This window comes from Pseudomonas sp. S2_C03, assembly GCF_054668405.1.
The window spans coordinates 6,238,417-6,256,837 of the sequence record NZ_CP162766.1 but is presented as its reverse complement, the minus strand read 5'-3'; the positions used below and the strand labels follow the sequence as shown (position 1 = coordinate 6,256,837).

The window sequence follows — 18,421 nt, the reverse complement described above, 5'->3', positions numbered from 1 at the left end:
CTCAACCGCCCTTGACAAGACTTCAACTCATCGGCATGATTCGCGGCCTATTTTGTTTGCTATTTCCTAAAAAGTCTTTCGAGGAGCTCGACGGTGGCCAACTCACCTTCCGCCAAAAAACGTGCTAAACAGGCTGAGAAGCGTCGCAGCCACAACGCCAGCCTGCGTTCCATGGTTCGTACCTACATCAAGAATGTAGTTAAAGCCATCGACGCAAAAGACGCTGCAAAAGCTCAAGCCGCTTACACCCTGGCTGTGCCAGTTATCGACCGCATGGCCGATAAAGGCATCATCCACAAAAACAAGGCTGCTCGCCATAAGAGCCGCCTGAATGGCCACGTAAAGGCCCTGAACGTCGCCGCTGCTGCCTAAGCGACGCGTTCACTAAAAAACCGACCCAAGGGTCGGTTTTTTATTGTCTGTGATTTGATGATATAGAGAGCACCGTGGGAGCGAGCAGGCTCGCTCCCACAGTATTTTTCGTTCAGGTTACTGCGCGCTGGCCCACGGCAAGATCGGAATCGCCGTCACCGCATTCTGCGGACTGCCTTCGATCAGGCGATCGCTGTAGACCAGATACACCAGCGTATTACGTTTCTTGTCGAGGAAACGCACCACCTGCATGGTCTTGAAGACCAGCGAGGTGCGCTCCTTGAACACCTCTTCGCCATCCTTCAACTGCCCCTTGAAGTTGATCGGCCCGACCTGGCGGCAAGCGATGGAGGCTTCGGCACGATCCTCGGCCAAACCCAGACCACCCTTCACACCCCCGGTCTTGGCGCGCGACAGGTAGCAGGTCACACCCTCGACCTTCGGATCATCAAACGCCTCGACGACGATACGGTCATTCGGACCGACGAACTTGAACACCGTCGACACCTGACCAATTTCTTCGGCCGAAGCCAGCAGCGGCATTGCCAACAGCATGCCCAACAATCCTTTTGCCACACGCATTCAGGTATTTCCTCAGACCAGAATCAGGTTATCGCGGTGAACCAGCTCCGGCTCAGCCATATACCCCAACAGACCGACAATCGCCTCAGACGACTGACCGATGATTTTTTGTGCCTCGAGTGCACTGTAGTTCGCCAGGCCACGGGCAATCTCACGCCCGTCCGGCGCCACGCACACCACCATTTCGCCGCGACGGAAACTGCCCTGGACCAGCTTGACGCCCACCGGCAGCAAACTTTTGTTGCCCTGGGACAACGCCGTTACCGCACCCGCATCCAGCACCAACGTGCCACGGGTCTGTAGATGCCCGGCCAGCCACTGCTTGCGTGCCGCCAGCATGCCGCGCTCAGGCGACAGCAAGGTGCCGATGCGCTCACCCGCCTTCAGGCGATCCAGCACACGCTCAAGGCGCCCGCCGACGATGATGGTGTGCGCACCGGAGCGCGCCGCCAAGCGTGCCGCACGCAATTTGGTCTGCATGCCACCACGACCCAGCGCCCCACCTGTACCGCCCGCCACCGCATCGAGCGCCGGATCATCGGCGCGCGCCTCGTAGATCAGTTGGGCGTCAGGATTGTTGCGCGGATCGGCGTCGAACATGCCATCGCGATCCGTAAGGATCACCAGCAGATCGGCTTCGACCAGGTTGGCCACCAGCGCCGCCAGGGTGTCGTTGTCGCCGAAGCGAATCTCATCGGTGACCACGGTGTCGTTTTCGTTGATCACCGGAATCACTTTCAATTCGACCAGGGCGCGCAGGGTGCTGCGGGCATTCAGGTAGCGCTTGCGATCAGACAAGTCGTCGTGGGTCAGGAGAATCTGCGCGGTGTGCCGATCATGCTCGGCAAAGCTCGACTCCCAAGCCTGCACCAACCCCATCTGACCGATTGCTGCAGCCGCCTGGAGCTCGTGCATCGCACTGGGTCGCGCGGTCCAGCCCAAACGGCTCATGCCCGCTGCTACCGCGCCAGAGGACACCAGCACCAACTCGACGCCCGCCTCGTGCAGGGCCACCATCTGCTCTACCCAGACACTCATTGCCGCGCGATCCAGACCCTTGCCGTCCGCCGTCAGCAAAGCGCTGCCGATTTTCACGACCCAACGCTGCGCACCTGTCACCTTGCTCCGCATCATCTTCAACCTTAGCCTGAGGGCAGCGCGACCTGGCGCTGCCCGTAACGTTATTCGTGTCTACCAGATCCCAGATACTGACGATTTCCAGATACTAAAACGCCGCTCGATTGAGCGGCGCTTCAGTTTATCGCAACGCGTCAGTCGCGCACGTAAATGATTTCCGGACCATCTTCATCATCCACGTCTTCCTCGTCCCAATCATCGTCGCCGATGTCATGGACCGACTTGACGCCACTGCGACGCAGCGCACGCTGGTCGTCCAGCGCCTGCAACTGGGCACGCGCCTCGTCTTCGATGCGCTGATCGAGGTCTGCCAATTCTTCCCGGTATGCAGGGTCGTTTGCCAGTCGGTCGGCACGATCTTCCATGTAACGCATGATGTCGTGGCACAGGCGCTCGGTGCCCAGCTTGGAGATCGCCGAAATGACGTAGACCGGACCGGTCCACTCCAGGCGATCAACGACTTCCTTGACGCGAGCGTCGTGCTCTTCATCCAGGATCTGGTCGCACTTGTTCAGTACCAGCCAACGATCACGCTCAGCCAGGGACGGGCTGAACTTGGTCAACTCACTGACGATGACTTCGGCCGCATCCGGGGCGCTGCTTTCATCCAGCGGCGCCATGTCCACGAGATGCAACAGCAGGCGAGTACGCGCCAAATGCTTGAGGAAGCGAATCCCCAGGCCTGCACCGTCGGAGGCACCTTCGATCAGACCCGGAATGTCCGCGATCACGAAACTTTTCCAGCGATCCACAGAGACCACACCCAGGTTCGGCACCAGCGTGGTGAACGGGTAGTCGGCCACTTTCGGCTTGGCGGCCGACACCGAACGAATGAAGGTACTTTTACCCGCATTCGGCAAACCCAACAGGCCCACGTCCGCCAGCACCTTCATTTCCAGCTTGAGGTCACGTTGCTCACCCGGCTTACCCGGCGTGGTCTGGCGTGGCGCGCGGTTGGTACTGGATTTAAAACGGGTGTTGCCCAGACCGTGCCAGCCACCATGGGCAACCAACAGCTTCTGGCCAGCCTTGGTCAGGTCGCCGATGACTTCCTGGGTAGCGGAATCGATCACCGTGGTGCCCACCGGCACGCGCAGCACCAGGTCCTCGCCTTTCTTGCCAGTGCAGTCTGTGCTGCCACCATTGGAGCCACGCTCGGCATCGAAGTGGCGGGTATAACGGTAATCCACCAGGGTATTGAGGTTTTCGTCGGCGATCATGTAGACCGAGCCACCGTCACCCCCGTCACCGCCGTTCGGACCACCGTTCTCAATGAACTTCTCGCGACGGAAGCTCATGCAACCGTTGCCACCGTCACCGGCCTTTACTCGAATGGATACTTCATCAACAAACTTCATAACAAAACGCCTCTCGCCGTACGGACGAGCCGAAAAAATCCAGATGTAAGACTCTTGCAAAAATGAGCGCAGCGACCTCAATCAACGACCGCGAATCCAGCGCGCCGACAGCCCATACAAACAGTTTTGCAAGAGACTCACCCCACAAACGAAAAAGCCCCGTCGCGAGACAGGGCTTTTCCAGCGAGTGCGCAATTAAGCTGCGACTACGCTCACGTAACGGCGGTTGAACGCGCCCTTTACTTCAAACTTGATCACGCCTTCGATTTTCGCGAAGAGGGTGTGATCTTTACCCATGCCTACACCGTAACCGGCGTGGAATTGGGTGCCGCGCTGACGCACGATGATGTTGCCCGGAATGATTTTCTGGCCGCCATACATCTTCACGCCAAGGCGTTTGGCTTCTGAGTCGCGACCGTTACGGGTACTACCACCAGCTTTTTTGTGTGCCATGAGTTCAATTCTCCTAGTGAGGAATTAGGCTGAAATTAAGCCTGAATACCGGTGATTTTGATCTCGGTGTACCACTGGCGGTGGCCCATACGCTTCATGTGGTGCTTACGGCGACGGAACTTGATGATGCGGACTTTATCGTGACGACCTTGGGAGATCACTTCAGCCACAACGGTAGCGCCGGCAACAACTGGAGCACCGATATTCACGTCGTCACCATTGGCAACCAACAGAACGCGATCAAAGGTAACGGATTCGCCGGTAGCGATTTCCAGTTTTTCGATCTTCAGGTATTCACCTGGGGCGACTTTGTACTGCTTGCCGCCAGTAACGATTACTGCATAAGACATGGTATTTCTCCGATAATCCTGCTCACCCAGCTCTTTATAGGAAGAGGTATTGGCTGGCATGGCTGCATTGGGCTGGAAGGCCCGTTGCAATTGCGTAAGGCAGGTGCTGCCCAGGAAGTTCAGGGTGCGCGATTGTACGCAAGGCACGAGCGCCTTGCAATAGGCCGTCCATCGCGCCTTGACAGGCCCGGACGTGGGTCCTAGCATGCCGCGCAACCCTTCTGGAGCGACTGTCGCTGATGCAACCCCAAGCTTTCTACCGCGCGGTGGCGGACGATTTTAGCGCCGTCGACGGCATCATCAAGAAGCAACTGACGTCCCGCGTGCCGCTGGTCTCGAAAATCGGCGACTACATTACCTCGGCGGGTGGTAAACGCTTGCGTCCTTTGTTGGTGCTGCTGTGTGGCAAGGCACTGGGCCGCGAAGGCGACGATCTGCGCTTGCTCGCCGCCACCATCGAGTTCCTGCACACCGCCACCTTGCTGCACGACGACGTGGTCGACATGTCCGGCATGCGCCGTGGTCGCTCGACCTCCAATGCCATCTGGGGCAACGCGCCGAGCGTACTGGTGGGCGACTTCCTGTACTCGCGCTCCTTCGAAATGATGGTCGAACTGGGCTCCATGCCCGTGATGAAGATTCTTTCGCAAGCCACGCGCATCATCGCCGAAGGCGAAGTGTTGCAGCTGTCGAAGGTTCGTGACGCCAGCACCACCGAAGAAACCTACATGGAGGTCATCCGCGGCAAAACCGCGATGCTCTTCGAAGCCTCCACCCACAGTGCTGCGGCCCTGTGCGAGGCAACGCCAGAACAGTCTGAAGCCTTGCGCACGTTCGGTGACCACCTGGGCGTGGCCTTCCAACTGGTCGACGACCTGCTGGACTACAAAGGTGACGCCGAGACCCTGGGCAAGAACGTCGGCGACGACCTGGCCGAAGGCAAGCCGACCCTGCCGCTGATCTACACCATGCGCGAAGGCACGCCGGAACAGGCAGCCCTGGTGCGTCAAGCCATTCAGAAAGGCGGGATCGAAGACCTGGAAAGCATCCGCGCAGCCGTGGAAGCCTCCGGTTCGCTGGACTACACCGCCCAACTCGCTCGTGATTACGTGGCCCGTGCAATCAAATGCCTCGAGGCCCTGCCAGCCAGCGAATATCGCGATGCGTTGGTAGAACTGAGCGAGTTTGCGGTCGCGCGTACGCATTGATCTTTTCTGTCCTGTAGGAGCGAGCATGCTCGCTCCTACAGGAATCACGAAAAACCCTATACAATGTGCGCTTTTTAGCGATCCTGAACCTAAGGAGCCTTAGTGAGCACGTTGCCACCCTGCCCGAAATGCAATTCCGAATACACCTACGAAGACGGCGCCCAACTGATCTGCCCGGAGTGCGCCCACGAGTGGTCCGCCAGTGGCGAAGCAGAAACGGTGTCCGATGACGCCGTGAAAAAGGATTCGGTAGGTAACATCCTGCAGGACGGCGACACCATCACCGTGATCAAGGACCTGAAGGTCAAAGGCACCTCTCTGGTGGTCAAGGTCGGTACCAAGGTCAAGAACATCCGCCTGTGCGATGGCGATCACGATATCGACTGCAAGATCGATGGCATCGGCCCGATGAAGCTCAAGTCCGAGTTCGTCAGAAAAGTCTGAACCTGCTGTATTCCATCCCGCGCCAGGCGTGGGATGGTGCTTCGCCCTCCCCCCTCGCCCAGCCTTTGCTCGCAATAGCCAAACGCCAGCCGTGTTGACCTGACACAATCTTTACCCGCAAAAAAGCACAAACCGCCAATAGGCTCTTGCTATTTCTTGAATAAGAATTATTCTCATTGAAACCCATCAATGGAGATGAGCCCCATGACTTATTTGATCGATGCCTGGCTGGACCGTCCACACCCCTACCTGCGTATCCTGCATCGGGAAACCGGGGAAGTCTGTGCGGTGCTTGAAGAAGAAGCCTTGAACGAGCTGCAGGATCAGGGCGACCTGGACGTCAACGGCTTGAGTTCCAGCGAGCCGGTGGTGCTCAAGGAACTGGTGCGTAACCTGTTTCTGTTCTGCTATGCGCGGGCGTTGCGCCCGGCGGGTGATCTCAGCGGCAGGTTTCATCCATGAGACACCTCGCTGAACGCTGTACCTGTACCTGCAGGAGCGAGCTTGCTCGCGATGGTAGTCCGGACACCGCTGGTTGTCAGAGGCCCGGCGTTATCGTTGGCGACCATCGCGAGCAAGCTCGCTCCTACAGTTAGCGGGTATTACAGAACGTCGAGCAGCTCGACGTCGAACACCAGTACGCTGTGCGGCGGAATGCTGCCAACGCCTTGAGCGCCGTAAGCCAGTTCGCTCGGCACGTACAGACGCCATTTGCTACCAGCGTTCATCAGTTGCAGCGCTTCGGTCCAGCCGGCGATGACGCCGCCTACCGGAAACTCTGCAGGCTGGCCACGATCGTAGGAGCTGTCGAACACAGTGCCGTCGATCAGGGTGCCGTGGTAGTGAGTACGCACGGTGTCTTCACGGGATGGCTTGGCGCCTTCACCTGCGGTCAGCACTTCAAATTGCAGACCGGAAGCCAGGGTGGTGATGCCATCACGCTTGGCGTTTTCAGCCAGGAAAGCCAGGCCTTCACCCGCCGCTGCCTCAGCCTTGGCGGCTGCTTCGGCTTGCATGATGTCGCGGATCACCTTGAAGCTGGCGGACAGCTCTTCCTGACCTACTCGGCTTGGCTTACCGGCGAACGCGTCGGTCAGACCCGCCAGGATCGCGTCCAGGCTAACGCCCGGCGGCGGGTTGTCACGCAGTTGGTCGCCCAACTGACGGCCAATGCCGTAGCTGACGCGGGTTTCGTCGGTGGACAGATTTACTTCGGACATGACACTGCTCCGCTGTGCGGACGACCCGGAATCTGCCGCGCATGCACGGCCAACCCGGAGCGCCCGGAACCAAAAAGGGCCAGCAGACTAGCACAGATGTCGTTGCACGGATGAAGCGTGTCAGTGATGCCAGGCGGAACCGAAGCCCAGCGGCACCTTCAGGCATTCCTCCTCGCCGGGCGCCATGCCGCACATTTCATCCTGGACCGAAGTGTGCACCAGGTTGAGTGGCAGGTCGGGAAAGGAGCGAAGTACCTCACGCGCGTGCTCTATCGAGCGCAGGTGATACATCTGGCCACGTGCATCGCTCAGCGGGTACGCCGCACCGTGCATGCGCGCTTCGATCAGGTAGATCCCGCCTTCCAGCGAAAGCAGGTTCAGCTCTTGGACTTTTCCGGCGATGGCATAAGCATGTAGCTCTTCAAAGTTCATGAATGCACCTCACGCACTGGCGAGACAATACTCATACAGGCATAGGCGTCAGAACATCAAAGTACAAGCCCAATGCGCCACCGCTTGTCCGGTTCGAGCGGTGGCGCTGGCGATCAGTGCTTGGTGACCTTGTCCAGGTAGCCCATGGCGAACGCGGAGACCACGAAGGTCATGTGAATGATCACGTACCACATCAGATGCTCGGGATCGACGTTCTTGGCGTCCATGAAGATACGCAGCAGGTGGATCGAGGAAATCGCCACGATGGAAGCCGCGACCTTCATCTTCAACGAAGACGAGTCCATGGTGCCCAGCCAGTTGAGCTTTTCCTTGGTGTCGTCGATGTCCAGTTGGGAGACGAAGTTTTCGTAGCCGGAAATCATCACCATCACCAGCAAACCACCCACCAGCGCCATGTCGATCAGCGACAGCAACACCAGGATCAGGTCCGATTCGGCCATGGAGAACACGTTGGGAATGACGTGGAAGACTTCCTGGAAGAATTTCAGCGCGAGCGCCAGCAGACCGAGGGAAAGGCCGAAGTAGATCGGCGCCAGCAGCCAGCGGGAGGCGTACATTGCATTTTCGATAAAACGTTCCATTGAATCTCACACATGGGTTGGAAATGGCGGCGAGTATACCAGCCACCTGTTACACCCAGAAACCGTCGGTAAATCCGCGACCTGCACGTGTATGACAAGGTTTTTCTGCTAGTGTCCAAACCATGACAGCGCAGTGATATCAGACAGGAAGACTGGAATGGATGGGCGATTGCCGTTGAAGAGCCTCGGGATGTGTCTGGCCCTGCTGACGAGCGGATGCTCACCCGGCGAGGATAAATCCCAGGTCAGCCTCGAAGAAAAGACTGCACAGTTCGAAACGTCCCTGGAGGCGATTCAAGACCCCAAGCTCAAGGAGGCCGTGACCGAGCTGGGCAGCTCACTGTTACTGCTTGAGCGGGCGCAACTCAAGCTCGACAGCAAGCCCGTGGAAACCGAATACGGCGAAGACGTGCTGGCCGTGCTCAAGCACTATCCCACGCCCCAGGCCCTGGTCGACACGTACATTAACGGCTTGATCGTGCTGCACAAGGATTCCAGCTCCGATTACCTGACCGATCTGCAACCCCTGTTCCCCTTCAACTTCGACATTCCCGCCGGGTTTCTCTTTCCCCACACAACGCAATGGCAGTCGGTGACCCTGAGCAACAAGCGGGTCATCGCATTTCAACCGGAATGGTCGGAAACCGACCCGGGTATTCAATTGAGCCCGTCGAGTTCAAACGTAACCAATCCCGACGATCTTACCGTCACCTACCCCTTCATCGATGGCCTTGAGGTGCAAAACAACCATCAGCCGCAGCCCGTGAGCCTGCAAGGCACAGTGGAAGTGATCGTACCGCGCCGCCTCTACAGTTTTGACCTGAGCCAAAAGGACATCGGCCAGACTCGCAACAACGACAATCTCCACGTCACGCTGCTGAAGTTGACCCACAATTACGCCGAAATCGAATACAGCAACAGCGCTCCACTGGCACCCGAGCTTGCCGAGATCCTGATCAACCCCTTGATCGTCCAGGCCCGGGACGCCAGCGGACAGTTTCTTTCACGAGCTGGTTCAATCAACCAGAGCGCCGCGCAAATTGCCTTCTACCAGAAACAACTGGCAAAAATGCAGCAGCAAAAAGCCTGGAGCGACGCCTTTGAAAAGCAACTCGAAGACGAGCAACACGCCTTTGAGAAGCAACAGAAAAACCTGTATTCCAGGGTGTATTTCAACGGGCCTGTGGAGCGCCTCGAAGTCAGCGTGCTCGACCTCTCGAAGGCCACGGTCACCCGCAAGGAACTCGACCTGCCGATCCAGCGTTTCGATCCGCACACCACGGCCAAAGCTGTCCAGCCGTTGACGCCACCGGTCGTGGTCTATGACGATCACGCTCCTACCTGGCTCAAAGGCGCGACGCTGAGCGAGGATCAACTGAAGAAAAGTGTCACCATCCGGCAATCGGTCGACGACCCTGGCGCTGCACGCATCGAGTTCGAGCACACCCCAAGTTTCAACGATGAGTTGTTGGGTGCGTCCTTCAACCCTGGCGACAGCCCTGTCACGTTTTTTACCGAGGACAGCAGTGGCAAACGCGACGAGCCGATCGAGCTACCGTCAGAGGCGTATCAGATCGACCCTCTGAGCGGCACCATTACTTATGACTTGAACCTGTTCGCGCAAACGCCCGCTTACGCGGTGGGCTCCATGCCGCTGTTCCTGGCCACGATCGACAAACAGACCATCGACACTCAGGCGCTCCCCAAGGGCCTGGAGCTGAAAGGCAATGCACTGGTGGTGGACCTCAAGCAGTTTCCCGCTCAGGACTGGCGTTTTTTTGCCAAGGATGACGCCGGCCACTATCTCAAAGAAATTCTATCGGTCAGCCATGACGCGAGCGCGCAAGGCCCGGCGCTGTTTGGCGTGCATTATTTTTACGGCCAGCCGACGCGGCTGGAGACCTATCAACGCACCGACCTCACCACCGTGCAATACGGCTTTGAGGTCAAGCTCGACAAGGCTGACACGTCCAACGCAGTCCAGTAGCCCTGCCGCCCTTCAGGACGGAAAGTGAGCGGGGCTGCGGCAACGACCGCCGTTGATTTCCCGAAGCTGGGCTTGCAAGTGCAGGCACCAGATCTGAGGGTCGTCCGCGAGTTCGTAGCCGTGCAGGGTCAGGCTTTCAACGATGGTGTCGAGGATCGATTCAGCTACGAAGGGGCCATGAAACGGACCCTGCGCCTTGATCGCCGAAGGTTGCTCGCCAGCCATGCCGGCGGCGAAGAGTAAGGTCCACATGCCGGTATCGCCCGCCAGCGGGCGAATGGCACATTCGATACGGGTCACAAGACCCAGACATTGACGGGTGAGGCAGAGGTTGCGCGACATGGCGGCGACCCTCGGTAGATCCGCTGTTCAGCCCCACTGGGAGCTGTCTCGATCCTTTTATGACTCTCCTTATCCTTGAGCTGAGGATAGAAGAAAAGTTCGCTGCGCATGCATATCGAGACCAGAAGGCGCCGAATGGTCACTGTGTGAATTTTGACGTCAGGGTGATGGCACTTTTCGGGGAACACTGGATGCAAATGTGGGAGCGGGCTTGCTCGCGAAAGCGGTGTATCAAATGACAAATATGTCGACTGATACGACGCTTTCGCGAGCAAGCCCGCTCCCACAGGGTATTTACGCCGGTTTCGCCTCGGCCAGCGCTTCCTGTGCCGCTTCCTTCTCAGCTTCCTTGATGTCTTCTTCGCTGATCATCTCGGCGATCACCCGCAGGCGCTCCACCACCCGTGCGTTGACGCTGCCTTCAGGGAATTCGCCGTTCTCGTCCGGCGCGCCAGCCGGCTCGCCCACCAAGAGGCTCAGGGCTTCGTCCGCCTGGCGAACCGCGTAAACGTGGAATTGCCCCGCGCGCACCGCCGCCAGCACTTTCTCGTCGAGCATGAGCGTGGCCACGTTGGCGTGCGGAATGATCGCCCCTTGCTCTCCCGTCAGCCCACGGGCCTCACAGAGGCGGAAGAAGCCTTCGATCTTCTCGTTGACCCCACCCACCGCCTGCACTTCACCGAACTGATTGATGGAACCGGTGATGGCAAAACACTGCTTGAGCGGCGTTTTCGACAGGGCCGAAATCAACGTACACGCCTCGCCCAGCGACGCGCTGTCTCCATCAACGTAACCGTACGACTGCTCCAGCGCGATGCTGGCGGAAATCGCCAGCGGGAATTCCTGGGCATAACGGCTGCCCAGATACCCGGTGAGGATCATCACCCCTTTGGAGTGAATCGGCTGACCCAGGTTGACCTCGCGTTCGATATCGACGATGCCGCTGCCGCCCGGGTAAACCGTGGCGGAAATCCGCGCCGGCACACCGAATGCCGAGTCACCGACCTCCAGCACCGTCAGCCCGTTGCACTTGCCAACGGCTGCGCCATCGGTGTCGATCAGGATGATCCCGGCCAGCATGTCGTCGAGAATCCGCGCCGAGACGCGTCCGGTGCGGGTGGCCTTGGCCTTGAGCGCGCGTTCGATGTGCCCGGCATCGGTCATTTCGTCGCTCGCCAGGTGACGTATGAAGTCCGCCTCGCTGACCAACTGGAATAGATCACCGATGCGCGCCGACAGCCGCCCCTGGTGTTCGGCCAGACGCGCGCTGTAGGTGGCCAGGCGTGCCACCGCGTCGGCGGTCAGCGGCGCCATGCCTTCTTCGGAGGTGCGGGTTTTGAGTAGCTGCGCAAATTGCTCCAGGCTCTCGTCGACCATCGGAATGTCTTCGTCGAAGTCCACCAGGACGCGGAACATCTCCTGGAAGTCCGGATCGAGGTCTTGCAGCGTGTAATAAAGCTGGCGCGCCCCGATGATGACCACCTTGACCTGCAACGGAATGTGTTGCGGAGTCAGCGTCACGGTCGCCAGGCGGCCCAGTTCGCCCAAGGGCGATTCCATTTTCAACTTGCGCGATTGCAGGGCGCGCTTGAGCGCATCCCAGACGAACGGCTCGCCGAGCATTTTTTCCGCTTCGAGAATCAGGAAACCACCATTGGCCCGGTGCAGCGCCCCGGGACGAAGCTGTCGATAGGTGGTGTAGAGCGCGCCCTGATCGGTGCTGTATTCGATGCGGCCGAACAGATTTTCGTAGGTCGGATGCGGCTCGAACACCACTGGTGCGCCGCCGCTGGCGGAATGCCCCACCACCAGGCTTGGTGCATATTGTTCTTCGAGCATCTTGCGGGCGACGGCGTCAGCCTTGCTGTCGTCAACCAATTGTTCCACCACGGTTTTCAGCAGGTAGACCTGCATCGCTTGCAGGTAACCGCAAACTGCCGCGTTCTCTGCGTACTTTTCCGACAACGGCGCCAGCAAAGGCTGCAGGGCCAGTGTGATGGTCTCTTCGTTGAGGTGACGCAACTGATTGCTCGATTCACGCTTCCATTGCGGCAGGCTCGCGAGCTCTTCGTTCAGCCGCTCTTCGAGCGCAGAGATGTCGTCGTGAAACCGCTCGCGATCAGCTTCCGGCAGTTGGGCGAATTCCGCTTCATCGAGAGCTTTGCCGTCCAGCATCGGGGTGAACGCAATATTGCTGGCATCGCGGTAGAGCGCGACGTCTTTCTCCAGCGCCAATCGCTCGATCACATCGAGGGCCTTGTCGTACCGCTGGTTGAAGGCGCGATCGATGGCACTTTTCTTCTGCTGATAGGACGGGTGCTCGAACACGGCGGGAAACGTCGCCAACAGGTTGTCGATCAAACCGTTGATGTCACCGATGAACGCACCGGCGCTGCCTGACGGCAATTCCAGTGCCCGGGGTTCGCGCGGCTCATCGAAATTATTGACGTAGACCCAGTCCGGCGGGGTCTGCAGTCGCTTGCCTTCGGCCTTCAGGTAGCGTTTGACGAACGAAAACCGGCCCGTGCCGGGCTCACCCATGACAAATACGTTGTAACCGGGGCGCGGCATGGCAACGCCGAACTGCAAGGCTTCGACCGCGCGTTCCTGGCCGAGCACTCCGCGAAAGGGCTCCAGATCATTGGTGGTAGAGAAGCTGAACTGTTCAGCGGAAAACGGACGAGTCAGCGCTTCGGGCGCTAGACGCAAGCTGGCAGCAACAGGATCAGGCATCGGGCTTCCTTACATCAGGCGGGGCAGATAGCGGCATTCTGGCGCTGCCCGTACCTCACTGGCAAGGCGCGCCTTGAGTCAAAGCATAGCCAAACGCTCAGCCCCAGGCAGGTCGTGCCTAAAACGAGCTTTTCAACGAATATTTCGCAAAATGTCACGGAACCCTTGGAACATGCCTAAACTCCAAACTGCGCGGCTGGAACAATAACCGGCCCACTGGCGCCAGTTCGGGCCAAACCCTGTCCATTGGTATGCACATAAAGAGAACAAAGCTATGAAACGGATTCTTCTCGGTACTCTCTTCACCGCTGTATCCATCAACGCCATGGCACAAGCGCCAGGCGGTCCGGATTGCGGTTGGGGCAACATGCTGTTCGAAGGTCAGCGTGGCACTCCGGCTCACTTCCTGGCATCCACCACCAACGGCACTTCCGGTAACGCAACCTTTGGTATGACTTCCGGCACCAACGGTTGCTCGACCAACGCGTCGCTGACCTATGGCGGCAAATCCTGGTTTGCCATGAATGGCATGATGAACGAGCTGTCCGAAGACATGGCCAAAGGCAACGGCGAAGCGCTGACGACTTACGCCGTGGTACTGGGCGTGGCGCCGGAAGACCGCGCGCACTTCGCAGCCGTGACCCACGAGCACTTCCAGCAGATCTTCAGCAAGGCTGACGTGACCGCAGAAGACGTGCATACCAACACCCTGGCTGTCCTGAAGAACGATCCGCGCCTGGCCAAATACGCTACCCAGGCTTAAGCTCGACTCGCCCGTTCCCTTCGGGGAGCGGGTTTTATTTTTTGGACCTGCCCCTCCTTGGGTCTTTGTTTTTTTAATTTAAGTTGCCCACTATGCTCAAACGCCTTTCCTGGCTGGCGCTGTGTGCCTGCGCCCCGCTGTCTGCCGCGCCTCACCTCGACAATCAACGTTTGCAGCAATTGGCCAATGATCCCTTCTGGATCTCCCTGGGCCACTACGAAACCGCCAAACTGGGCGGCTGGCGCAGTTATGTCAGCGACAGCAAATTCTTCCTTGCCCCTGATGGCAATGCACACCCGGACCGTGAACTGGCAGCCACCGTGCAAGCGCTGTATGCCCCGGCCAGTGCCGGCGAACAGCACGCCCAATGTGTCTACCCGTCCCGCACCCGCTGGCTGAAAGCGCAGCTCAACCTTACCGACTTGCCCGCCCCCGACTGCGCCGAGTTCAAACAATGGTTCAAGGATGTCTCGCCCCATAGCGCGGTGATGATTTTTCCAGCGGCCTACCTGAACAGCCCATCCTCGATGTTCGGTCACACCCTGTTGCGCATCGATCAGGCCGATGTGCAGACCGACAAAACCTCGCTGCTCAGTTACGCGATCAACTTCGGCGCTTATATCGAAGGTTCGGACAACAGCATCCTGTATGCCTGGAAAGGCTTGATGGGGGGTTACCCAGGCCTGTTTGCACTGGTGCCGTATCAGGAAAAACTTTCTGAGTACCGCAGCCTGGAAAACCGCGACCTGTGGGAATACCGCCTGAACCTGACGCCCGAAGAAACCCAACGCATGGTGGAGCACGTCTGGGAGCTGAAGCAGATCAAGTTCGATTACTTCTTTTTTGACGAAAACTGCTCTTATCGCCTGCTGGAACTGTTGCAGGTAGCTCGCCCGAGCCTGCGCCTGACGGAGCAATTCCCGCTGACCGCCATTCCGACAGACACCGTGAAAGCGGTGAAGGACGCCGGCCTGGTGGAGTCGATTCAATACCGGCCATCGCGCGAGCGCGAGTTGTTGAGCCGTGCCGAAACACTGGACCCTGAAGAACAGCAGTGGGTGCTCAAAGTCAGCGCCGATCAGCAGCAATTGCAGGACCCGGCATTCAAGGCGCAGCCCCGCGAGCGCCAGGCGCTGATCGTTGACGCCGCTTACCGCCTTGAGCGCTACCGCGCCAACGGTCAGGAACGCGATCCGCAACGCGCTCAACGCAGTTTCGAACTGCTGCGGGCGATCAACCAGAATCCGGCGCCAGAGCTGAATATTGCGCAACCCGGCCTGCCCGAAGACGGCCATGAATCCCGTACCTGGCAGGCCGGTATCGGTACTCGGGGCGACAAGGCCTTTGGCGAGTATGGCTTGCGCATGGCGTACCACGATCTCAACGACAACGCCGAGAGTTTCCCTCTGGGCGCACAGATCGAAATCCTGCAAATGAAACTGCGCCAGTACGAAGGCAATCAGTGGCAATTGCAGCAACTGGATCTGGCGACCATCCGCTCTCTGACGCCACGTAACGAGCTGCTCCAACCGCTGTCATGGCAGGTCACCGGAGGCCTCGAGCGCGTACCTGGCAAACATGACGATGAAACCCTGGTCAGCCACGTCAACGGCGGTGGTGGCGGCACTTGGCAACTGAGCGAGGACATGCTCGGGTTTGCCCTGGGTACCGTGCGCGTGGAACACAACAATGATTTCGCTGAATTCATCTCCCCCGCCGCCGGCTTCAACAGCGGCCTGCTGTGGAAAAACCCGCTGGGCAACTTCAGCGTGGAAGCCAAGGGAGATTTCTTCACCAATGGCGAAGTGCGTCGTAGCCTGAGCCTGAATCAGCAGTGGGAACTGTCGCGCAACCTCGGCCTGCGCCTGAGCGCGCAGCGGGAATTCAGTCATCTCGCCACACCAGAGAACGAGGTGATGCTTGAGGTGAAGTGGTATCACTATTAAGAATTTATCGAGGTCCTGTAGGAGCGAGCATGCTCGCGATGGACGTTAACGATAACGCGGGGCGCCTGATAGCCAACGTTGTCTGGACGACCATCGCGAGCGTGCTCGCTCCTACAGGGAAACAATGCATTCAACGGATCCATCACACGCCTTTCACGAACGCCTCACCAACCGGCTCTTAGACTTGCCTCATTAGTCGGGAGTCGATGATGTGGCGTTGTGTGGTGGTAGTGGGTTTATTGATGCTGACCACGGGTTGCGAGACGACCCACGAAAATCTGATTGCCAAAGGTTACCCGCCGGCGTTCGCCGACGGCTTCGATGACGGCTGCAGCAGCGGGCGACAGGCCGCCGGCGCGATCAGCGGGGAGTTTCGTAAAAATGTCCCGCGCTACCTCAAGGATCCGCAATACGCCGAAGGCTGGGGCGATGGCTTTCGCCAGTGCCAGGCCATGCGCGAGAGCCAGGACCGCGAGGACTACTACAGTCACCATTGGGAGGAGCGGGACAAGGCCTGGCAACAGCAGAAAGACCGGGACGCCGCCCATGCATTTCGCTCGCAATGAGTCGCTGACAGACATCCGTTGAAACCAAAAGCCTGTGACCATGGCCCAAACCCTATAACGGGAGAACACCATGAGTCGCGCTTTCGTCAATGAAGATAACGCCGCTGCGCAAGCCGACCAGCCCGTCGAACGGCAGGTGAGCGCTCAGCCCAATTATGTTACGCCGGCGGGCCTTGCTCAGTTGCAGGCAAAAGTCGCCGAACTGCAACAGCACCGCAGTCAACAGTCGGCCATGGGCGAACAGGCCGACAAGCAGCGCCTGGCCGATCTGGAGCGGGATTTGCGTTATTTCATGTCGCGTGCGCAAAGCGCCCAGGTGGTGGCAGCGCCCAGCTCACGACAAAAAGTGCAGATCGGCAGTCGGGTGACGTTCGCCGACGAACAAGACACCCAGCAGACGGTACAACTGGTTGGCGAAGATCAGGCCGACGCATCTGCGGGCCTGATCAATTGGGGCTCACCGCTGGGTCGGGCGTTGCTCGGCGCGCAGCTGGGCGACGAGGTGCTGTGGCAACGCCCGGCTGGCGATCAGACGATCGAGATCATCCGCATCGAACCGACTTAAACAACACCTTGGGCGAGCATCGCGTCGGCAACCTTGACGAAACCGGCGATGTTCGCACCCTTGACGTAGTTGATCCGGCCATTCTCCTCGCCGTACCGCACACAGGCGTGGTGGATCGACTGCATGATCGCGTGCAGCTTGCTATCCACTTCGCCCCCCGTCCAAAGCAGGCGCATGGCGTTCTGCGACATTTCCAGGCCACTGACCGCAACGCCTCCAGCGTTGGAAGCCTTGCCCGGCGCAAACAGGATGCCCGCCTCGATGAACAGGTCCACGGCTTCCAGGGTGGTCGGCATGTTCGCACCTTCGGCCACGCACACGCAGCCATTGCGCAACAGCGTTCGCGCAGCCTCGGCGTCGAGCTCGTTCTGGGTGGCGCACGGCAGCGCGATGTCGCATGCCAGGCCCCATGGGCATTGACCCGCGAGGAACTGCAGGCCGAATGCCGCTGCCAGTTCGCTGATGCGGCCGCGCTTGACGTTTTTCAACTCCAGCAGCGCCAGCCATTGCTCCTCGGTCAAACCCGCCTCGCAGTAAAGCGTGCCTTCCGAGTCGGACAGAGAAATCACTTTGCCACCCAGGTCCATGACCTTCCGAGCAGCGTATTGCGCTACGTTGCCCGAACCGGAGATCGCCACACGCTTGCCTTCAACGGTCTCACCGCTGCGCTTGAGCATTTCTTCCGCAAAGTACACGCAACCGAAACCGGTAGCTTCCGGGCGAATCAGACTGCCGCCGTAGCTGGGGCCCTTACCGGTGAGCACGCTGGTGAACTGGTTGCTCAGACGCTTGTACTGGCCAAACAGGAAACCGATCTCGCGGGCGCCGACACCGATGTCACCGGCCGGCACGTCAACGTCGGCACCGATGTGGCGATACAACTCAGTCATGAAGGCTTGGCAGAATCGCATGACTTCCGCGTCGCTTTTGCCTTTCGGGTCGAAGTCCGAACCACCCTTGCCGCCCCCCATTGGCAACGAGGTCAGCGAGTTCTTGAAGGTTTGTTCGAAGGCGAGGAACTTCAGCACGCCGAGGTTAACCGACGAATGGAAGCGCAAACCGCCCTTGTACGGACCGATGGCGCTGTTCATCTGTACGCGGAAACCGCGATTGACCTGCACCTTGCCCTGATCGTCTACCCAGGACACGCGAAACACGATGGCCCGCTCCGGCTCGCAGATCCGTTCCAGGATGCCGGAAGTCAGATAGTGCGGGTTAGCTTCCAGAAACGGCCACAGGCTGCGCAGGACTTCTTCCACCGCCTGGTGGAATTCCGGCTGGTCCGGGTCACGTTTTTTTAGTCGGGCAAGGAAGGAGTCGACGGATTCGATCATGGAAAATCTCGGCACAATTGTTGTCAT

Annotated in this window: 20 protein-coding genes; 9 read left to right on the top strand and 11 right to left on the bottom strand. The window is 59.0% G+C overall.

Translation table 11 applies throughout. From position 1 onward, the window contains the following. Positions 1–93: 93 nt before the first annotated feature. On the top strand, positions 94–372 hold the full coding sequence (gene rpsT, locus AB4N64_RS28875) for a 30S ribosomal protein S20 (RefSeq protein WP_368555431.1): 279 nt from the start codon (positions 94–96) through the stop codon (positions 370–372). A gap of 117 nt (positions 373–489) precedes the next feature. Here rpsT and AB4N64_RS28870 read toward each other — a convergent pair whose 3' ends face one another. The 5 genes from AB4N64_RS28870 to rplU all read right to left on the bottom strand — a co-directional run bounded on the left by AB4N64_RS28870 (position 490) and on the right by rplU (position 4,252). Further along, on the bottom strand, positions 490–954 hold the full coding sequence (locus AB4N64_RS28870) for a CreA family protein (protein ID WP_460120737.1): 465 nt from the start codon (positions 952–954) through the stop codon (positions 490–492). A gap of 12 nt (positions 955–966) precedes the next feature. Continuing rightward, positions 967–2,085, bottom strand: a complete 1,119-nt coding sequence (gene proB / locus AB4N64_RS28865; protein WP_460120735.1) for a glutamate 5-kinase — start codon at positions 2,083–2,085, stop codon at positions 967–969. 140 nt (positions 2,086–2,225) lie between these two features. Then, the gene (gene cgtA / locus AB4N64_RS28860; RefSeq protein WP_460120733.1) at positions 2,226–3,449 is read right to left on the bottom strand and encodes an Obg family GTPase CgtA; all 1,224 of its coding nucleotides are present in this window, start codon (positions 3,447–3,449) and stop codon (positions 2,226–2,228) included. A gap of 195 nt (positions 3,450–3,644) precedes the next feature. Next, positions 3,645–3,902 (bottom strand): 50S ribosomal protein L27, encoded by a 258-nt coding sequence (gene rpmA / locus AB4N64_RS28855; protein WP_003176049.1) that lies wholly within the window; start codon positions 3,900–3,902, stop codon positions 3,645–3,647. Between the two features lie 35 nt (positions 3,903–3,937). Next, on the bottom strand, positions 3,938–4,252 hold the full coding sequence (rplU, locus tag AB4N64_RS28850) for a 50S ribosomal protein L21 (protein WP_003176051.1): 315 nt from the start codon (positions 4,250–4,252) through the stop codon (positions 3,938–3,940). A 239-nt stretch (positions 4,253–4,491) separates the two neighbouring features. Between rplU and AB4N64_RS28845 the strand changes: the two genes are divergently transcribed. The 3 genes from AB4N64_RS28845 (at position 4,492) to AB4N64_RS28835 (ending at position 6,366) form a co-directional block, all read left to right on the top strand. Then, the gene (locus AB4N64_RS28845) at positions 4,492–5,460 is read left to right on the top strand and encodes a polyprenyl synthetase family protein (RefSeq protein WP_460120731.1); all 969 of its coding nucleotides are present in this window, start codon (positions 4,492–4,494) and stop codon (positions 5,458–5,460) included. 102 nt (positions 5,461–5,562) lie between these two features. After that, complete coding sequence (locus AB4N64_RS28840; protein ID WP_460120729.1) at positions 5,563–5,904, top strand: zinc ribbon domain-containing protein YjdM; 342 nt, start codon at positions 5,563–5,565, stop codon at positions 5,902–5,904. 204 nt (positions 5,905–6,108) lie between these two features. After that, the gene (locus tag AB4N64_RS28835) at positions 6,109–6,366 is read left to right on the top strand and encodes a PA4570 family protein (protein WP_460120727.1); all 258 of its coding nucleotides are present in this window, start codon (positions 6,109–6,111) and stop codon (positions 6,364–6,366) included. 140 nt (positions 6,367–6,506) lie between these two features. Here the strand turns inward: AB4N64_RS28835 and AB4N64_RS28830 are convergent, their stop codons facing one another. The 3 genes from AB4N64_RS28830 to AB4N64_RS28820 form a co-directional block, all read right to left on the bottom strand. Further along, positions 6,507–7,124, bottom strand: a complete 618-nt coding sequence (locus tag AB4N64_RS28830) for an FKBP-type peptidyl-prolyl cis-trans isomerase (RefSeq protein WP_460120725.1) — start codon at positions 7,122–7,124, stop codon at positions 6,507–6,509. Between the two features lie 120 nt (positions 7,125–7,244). Beyond that, positions 7,245–7,556: a DUF6482 family protein gene (locus tag AB4N64_RS28825; protein ID WP_460120723.1), complete on the bottom strand. Its 312-nt coding sequence runs from the start codon at positions 7,554–7,556 to the stop codon at positions 7,245–7,247. A 113-nt stretch (positions 7,557–7,669) separates the two neighbouring features. Then, a complete protein-coding gene (locus tag AB4N64_RS28820) occupies positions 7,670–8,158 on the bottom strand; it encodes a TIGR00645 family protein (protein ID WP_175378846.1) in 489 nt (162 codons plus the stop codon). A gap of 157 nt (positions 8,159–8,315) precedes the next feature. On the opposite strand from AB4N64_RS28820, the gene AB4N64_RS28815 reads away from it, so the two are divergent. Beyond that, positions 8,316–10,145, top strand: coding sequence for a hypothetical protein (locus AB4N64_RS28815; RefSeq protein ID WP_460120722.1), 1,830 nt, complete (start codon positions 8,316–8,318; stop codon positions 10,143–10,145). A 12-nt stretch (positions 10,146–10,157) separates the two neighbouring features. On the opposite strand, the gene AB4N64_RS28810 is transcribed toward AB4N64_RS28815, so the two are convergent. Further along, positions 10,158–10,487, bottom strand: coding sequence for a PA4575 family protein (locus tag AB4N64_RS28810; RefSeq protein ID WP_460120720.1), 330 nt, complete (start codon positions 10,485–10,487; stop codon positions 10,158–10,160). A gap of 294 nt (positions 10,488–10,781) precedes the next feature. Continuing rightward, a complete protein-coding gene (locus tag AB4N64_RS28805) occupies positions 10,782–13,220 on the bottom strand; it encodes a Lon protease family protein (RefSeq protein WP_460120718.1) in 2,439 nt (812 codons plus the stop codon). A 274-nt stretch (positions 13,221–13,494) separates the two neighbouring features. Between AB4N64_RS28805 and AB4N64_RS28800 the strand changes: the two genes are divergently transcribed. The 4 genes from AB4N64_RS28800 to AB4N64_RS28785 all read left to right on the top strand — a co-directional run bounded on the left by AB4N64_RS28800 (position 13,495) and on the right by AB4N64_RS28785 (position 17,060). Continuing rightward, positions 13,495–13,983 (top strand): DUF3015 domain-containing protein, encoded by a 489-nt coding sequence (locus AB4N64_RS28800; protein WP_192309054.1) that lies wholly within the window; start codon positions 13,495–13,497, stop codon positions 13,981–13,983. A gap of 92 nt (positions 13,984–14,075) precedes the next feature. Then, complete coding sequence (locus AB4N64_RS28795; protein WP_460120716.1) at positions 14,076–15,929, top strand: Lnb N-terminal periplasmic domain-containing protein; 1,854 nt, start codon at positions 14,076–14,078, stop codon at positions 15,927–15,929. A 209-nt stretch (positions 15,930–16,138) separates the two neighbouring features. Next, positions 16,139–16,495, top strand: coding sequence for a hypothetical protein (locus AB4N64_RS28790; RefSeq protein ID WP_460120715.1), 357 nt, complete (start codon positions 16,139–16,141; stop codon positions 16,493–16,495). A gap of 70 nt (positions 16,496–16,565) precedes the next feature. Then, positions 16,566–17,060 (top strand): GreA/GreB family elongation factor, encoded by a 495-nt coding sequence (locus AB4N64_RS28785; protein WP_460120713.1) that lies wholly within the window; start codon positions 16,566–16,568, stop codon positions 17,058–17,060. Here AB4N64_RS28785 and gdhA read toward each other — a convergent pair. Continuing rightward, positions 17,057–18,394, bottom strand: a complete 1,338-nt coding sequence (gene gdhA / locus AB4N64_RS28780; protein WP_460120711.1) for an NADP-specific glutamate dehydrogenase — start codon at positions 18,392–18,394, stop codon at positions 17,057–17,059. The two genes, AB4N64_RS28785 and gdhA, sit on opposite strands and share 4 nt — an antisense overlap. Between the last annotated feature and the right edge of the window lie 27 nt (positions 18,395–18,421).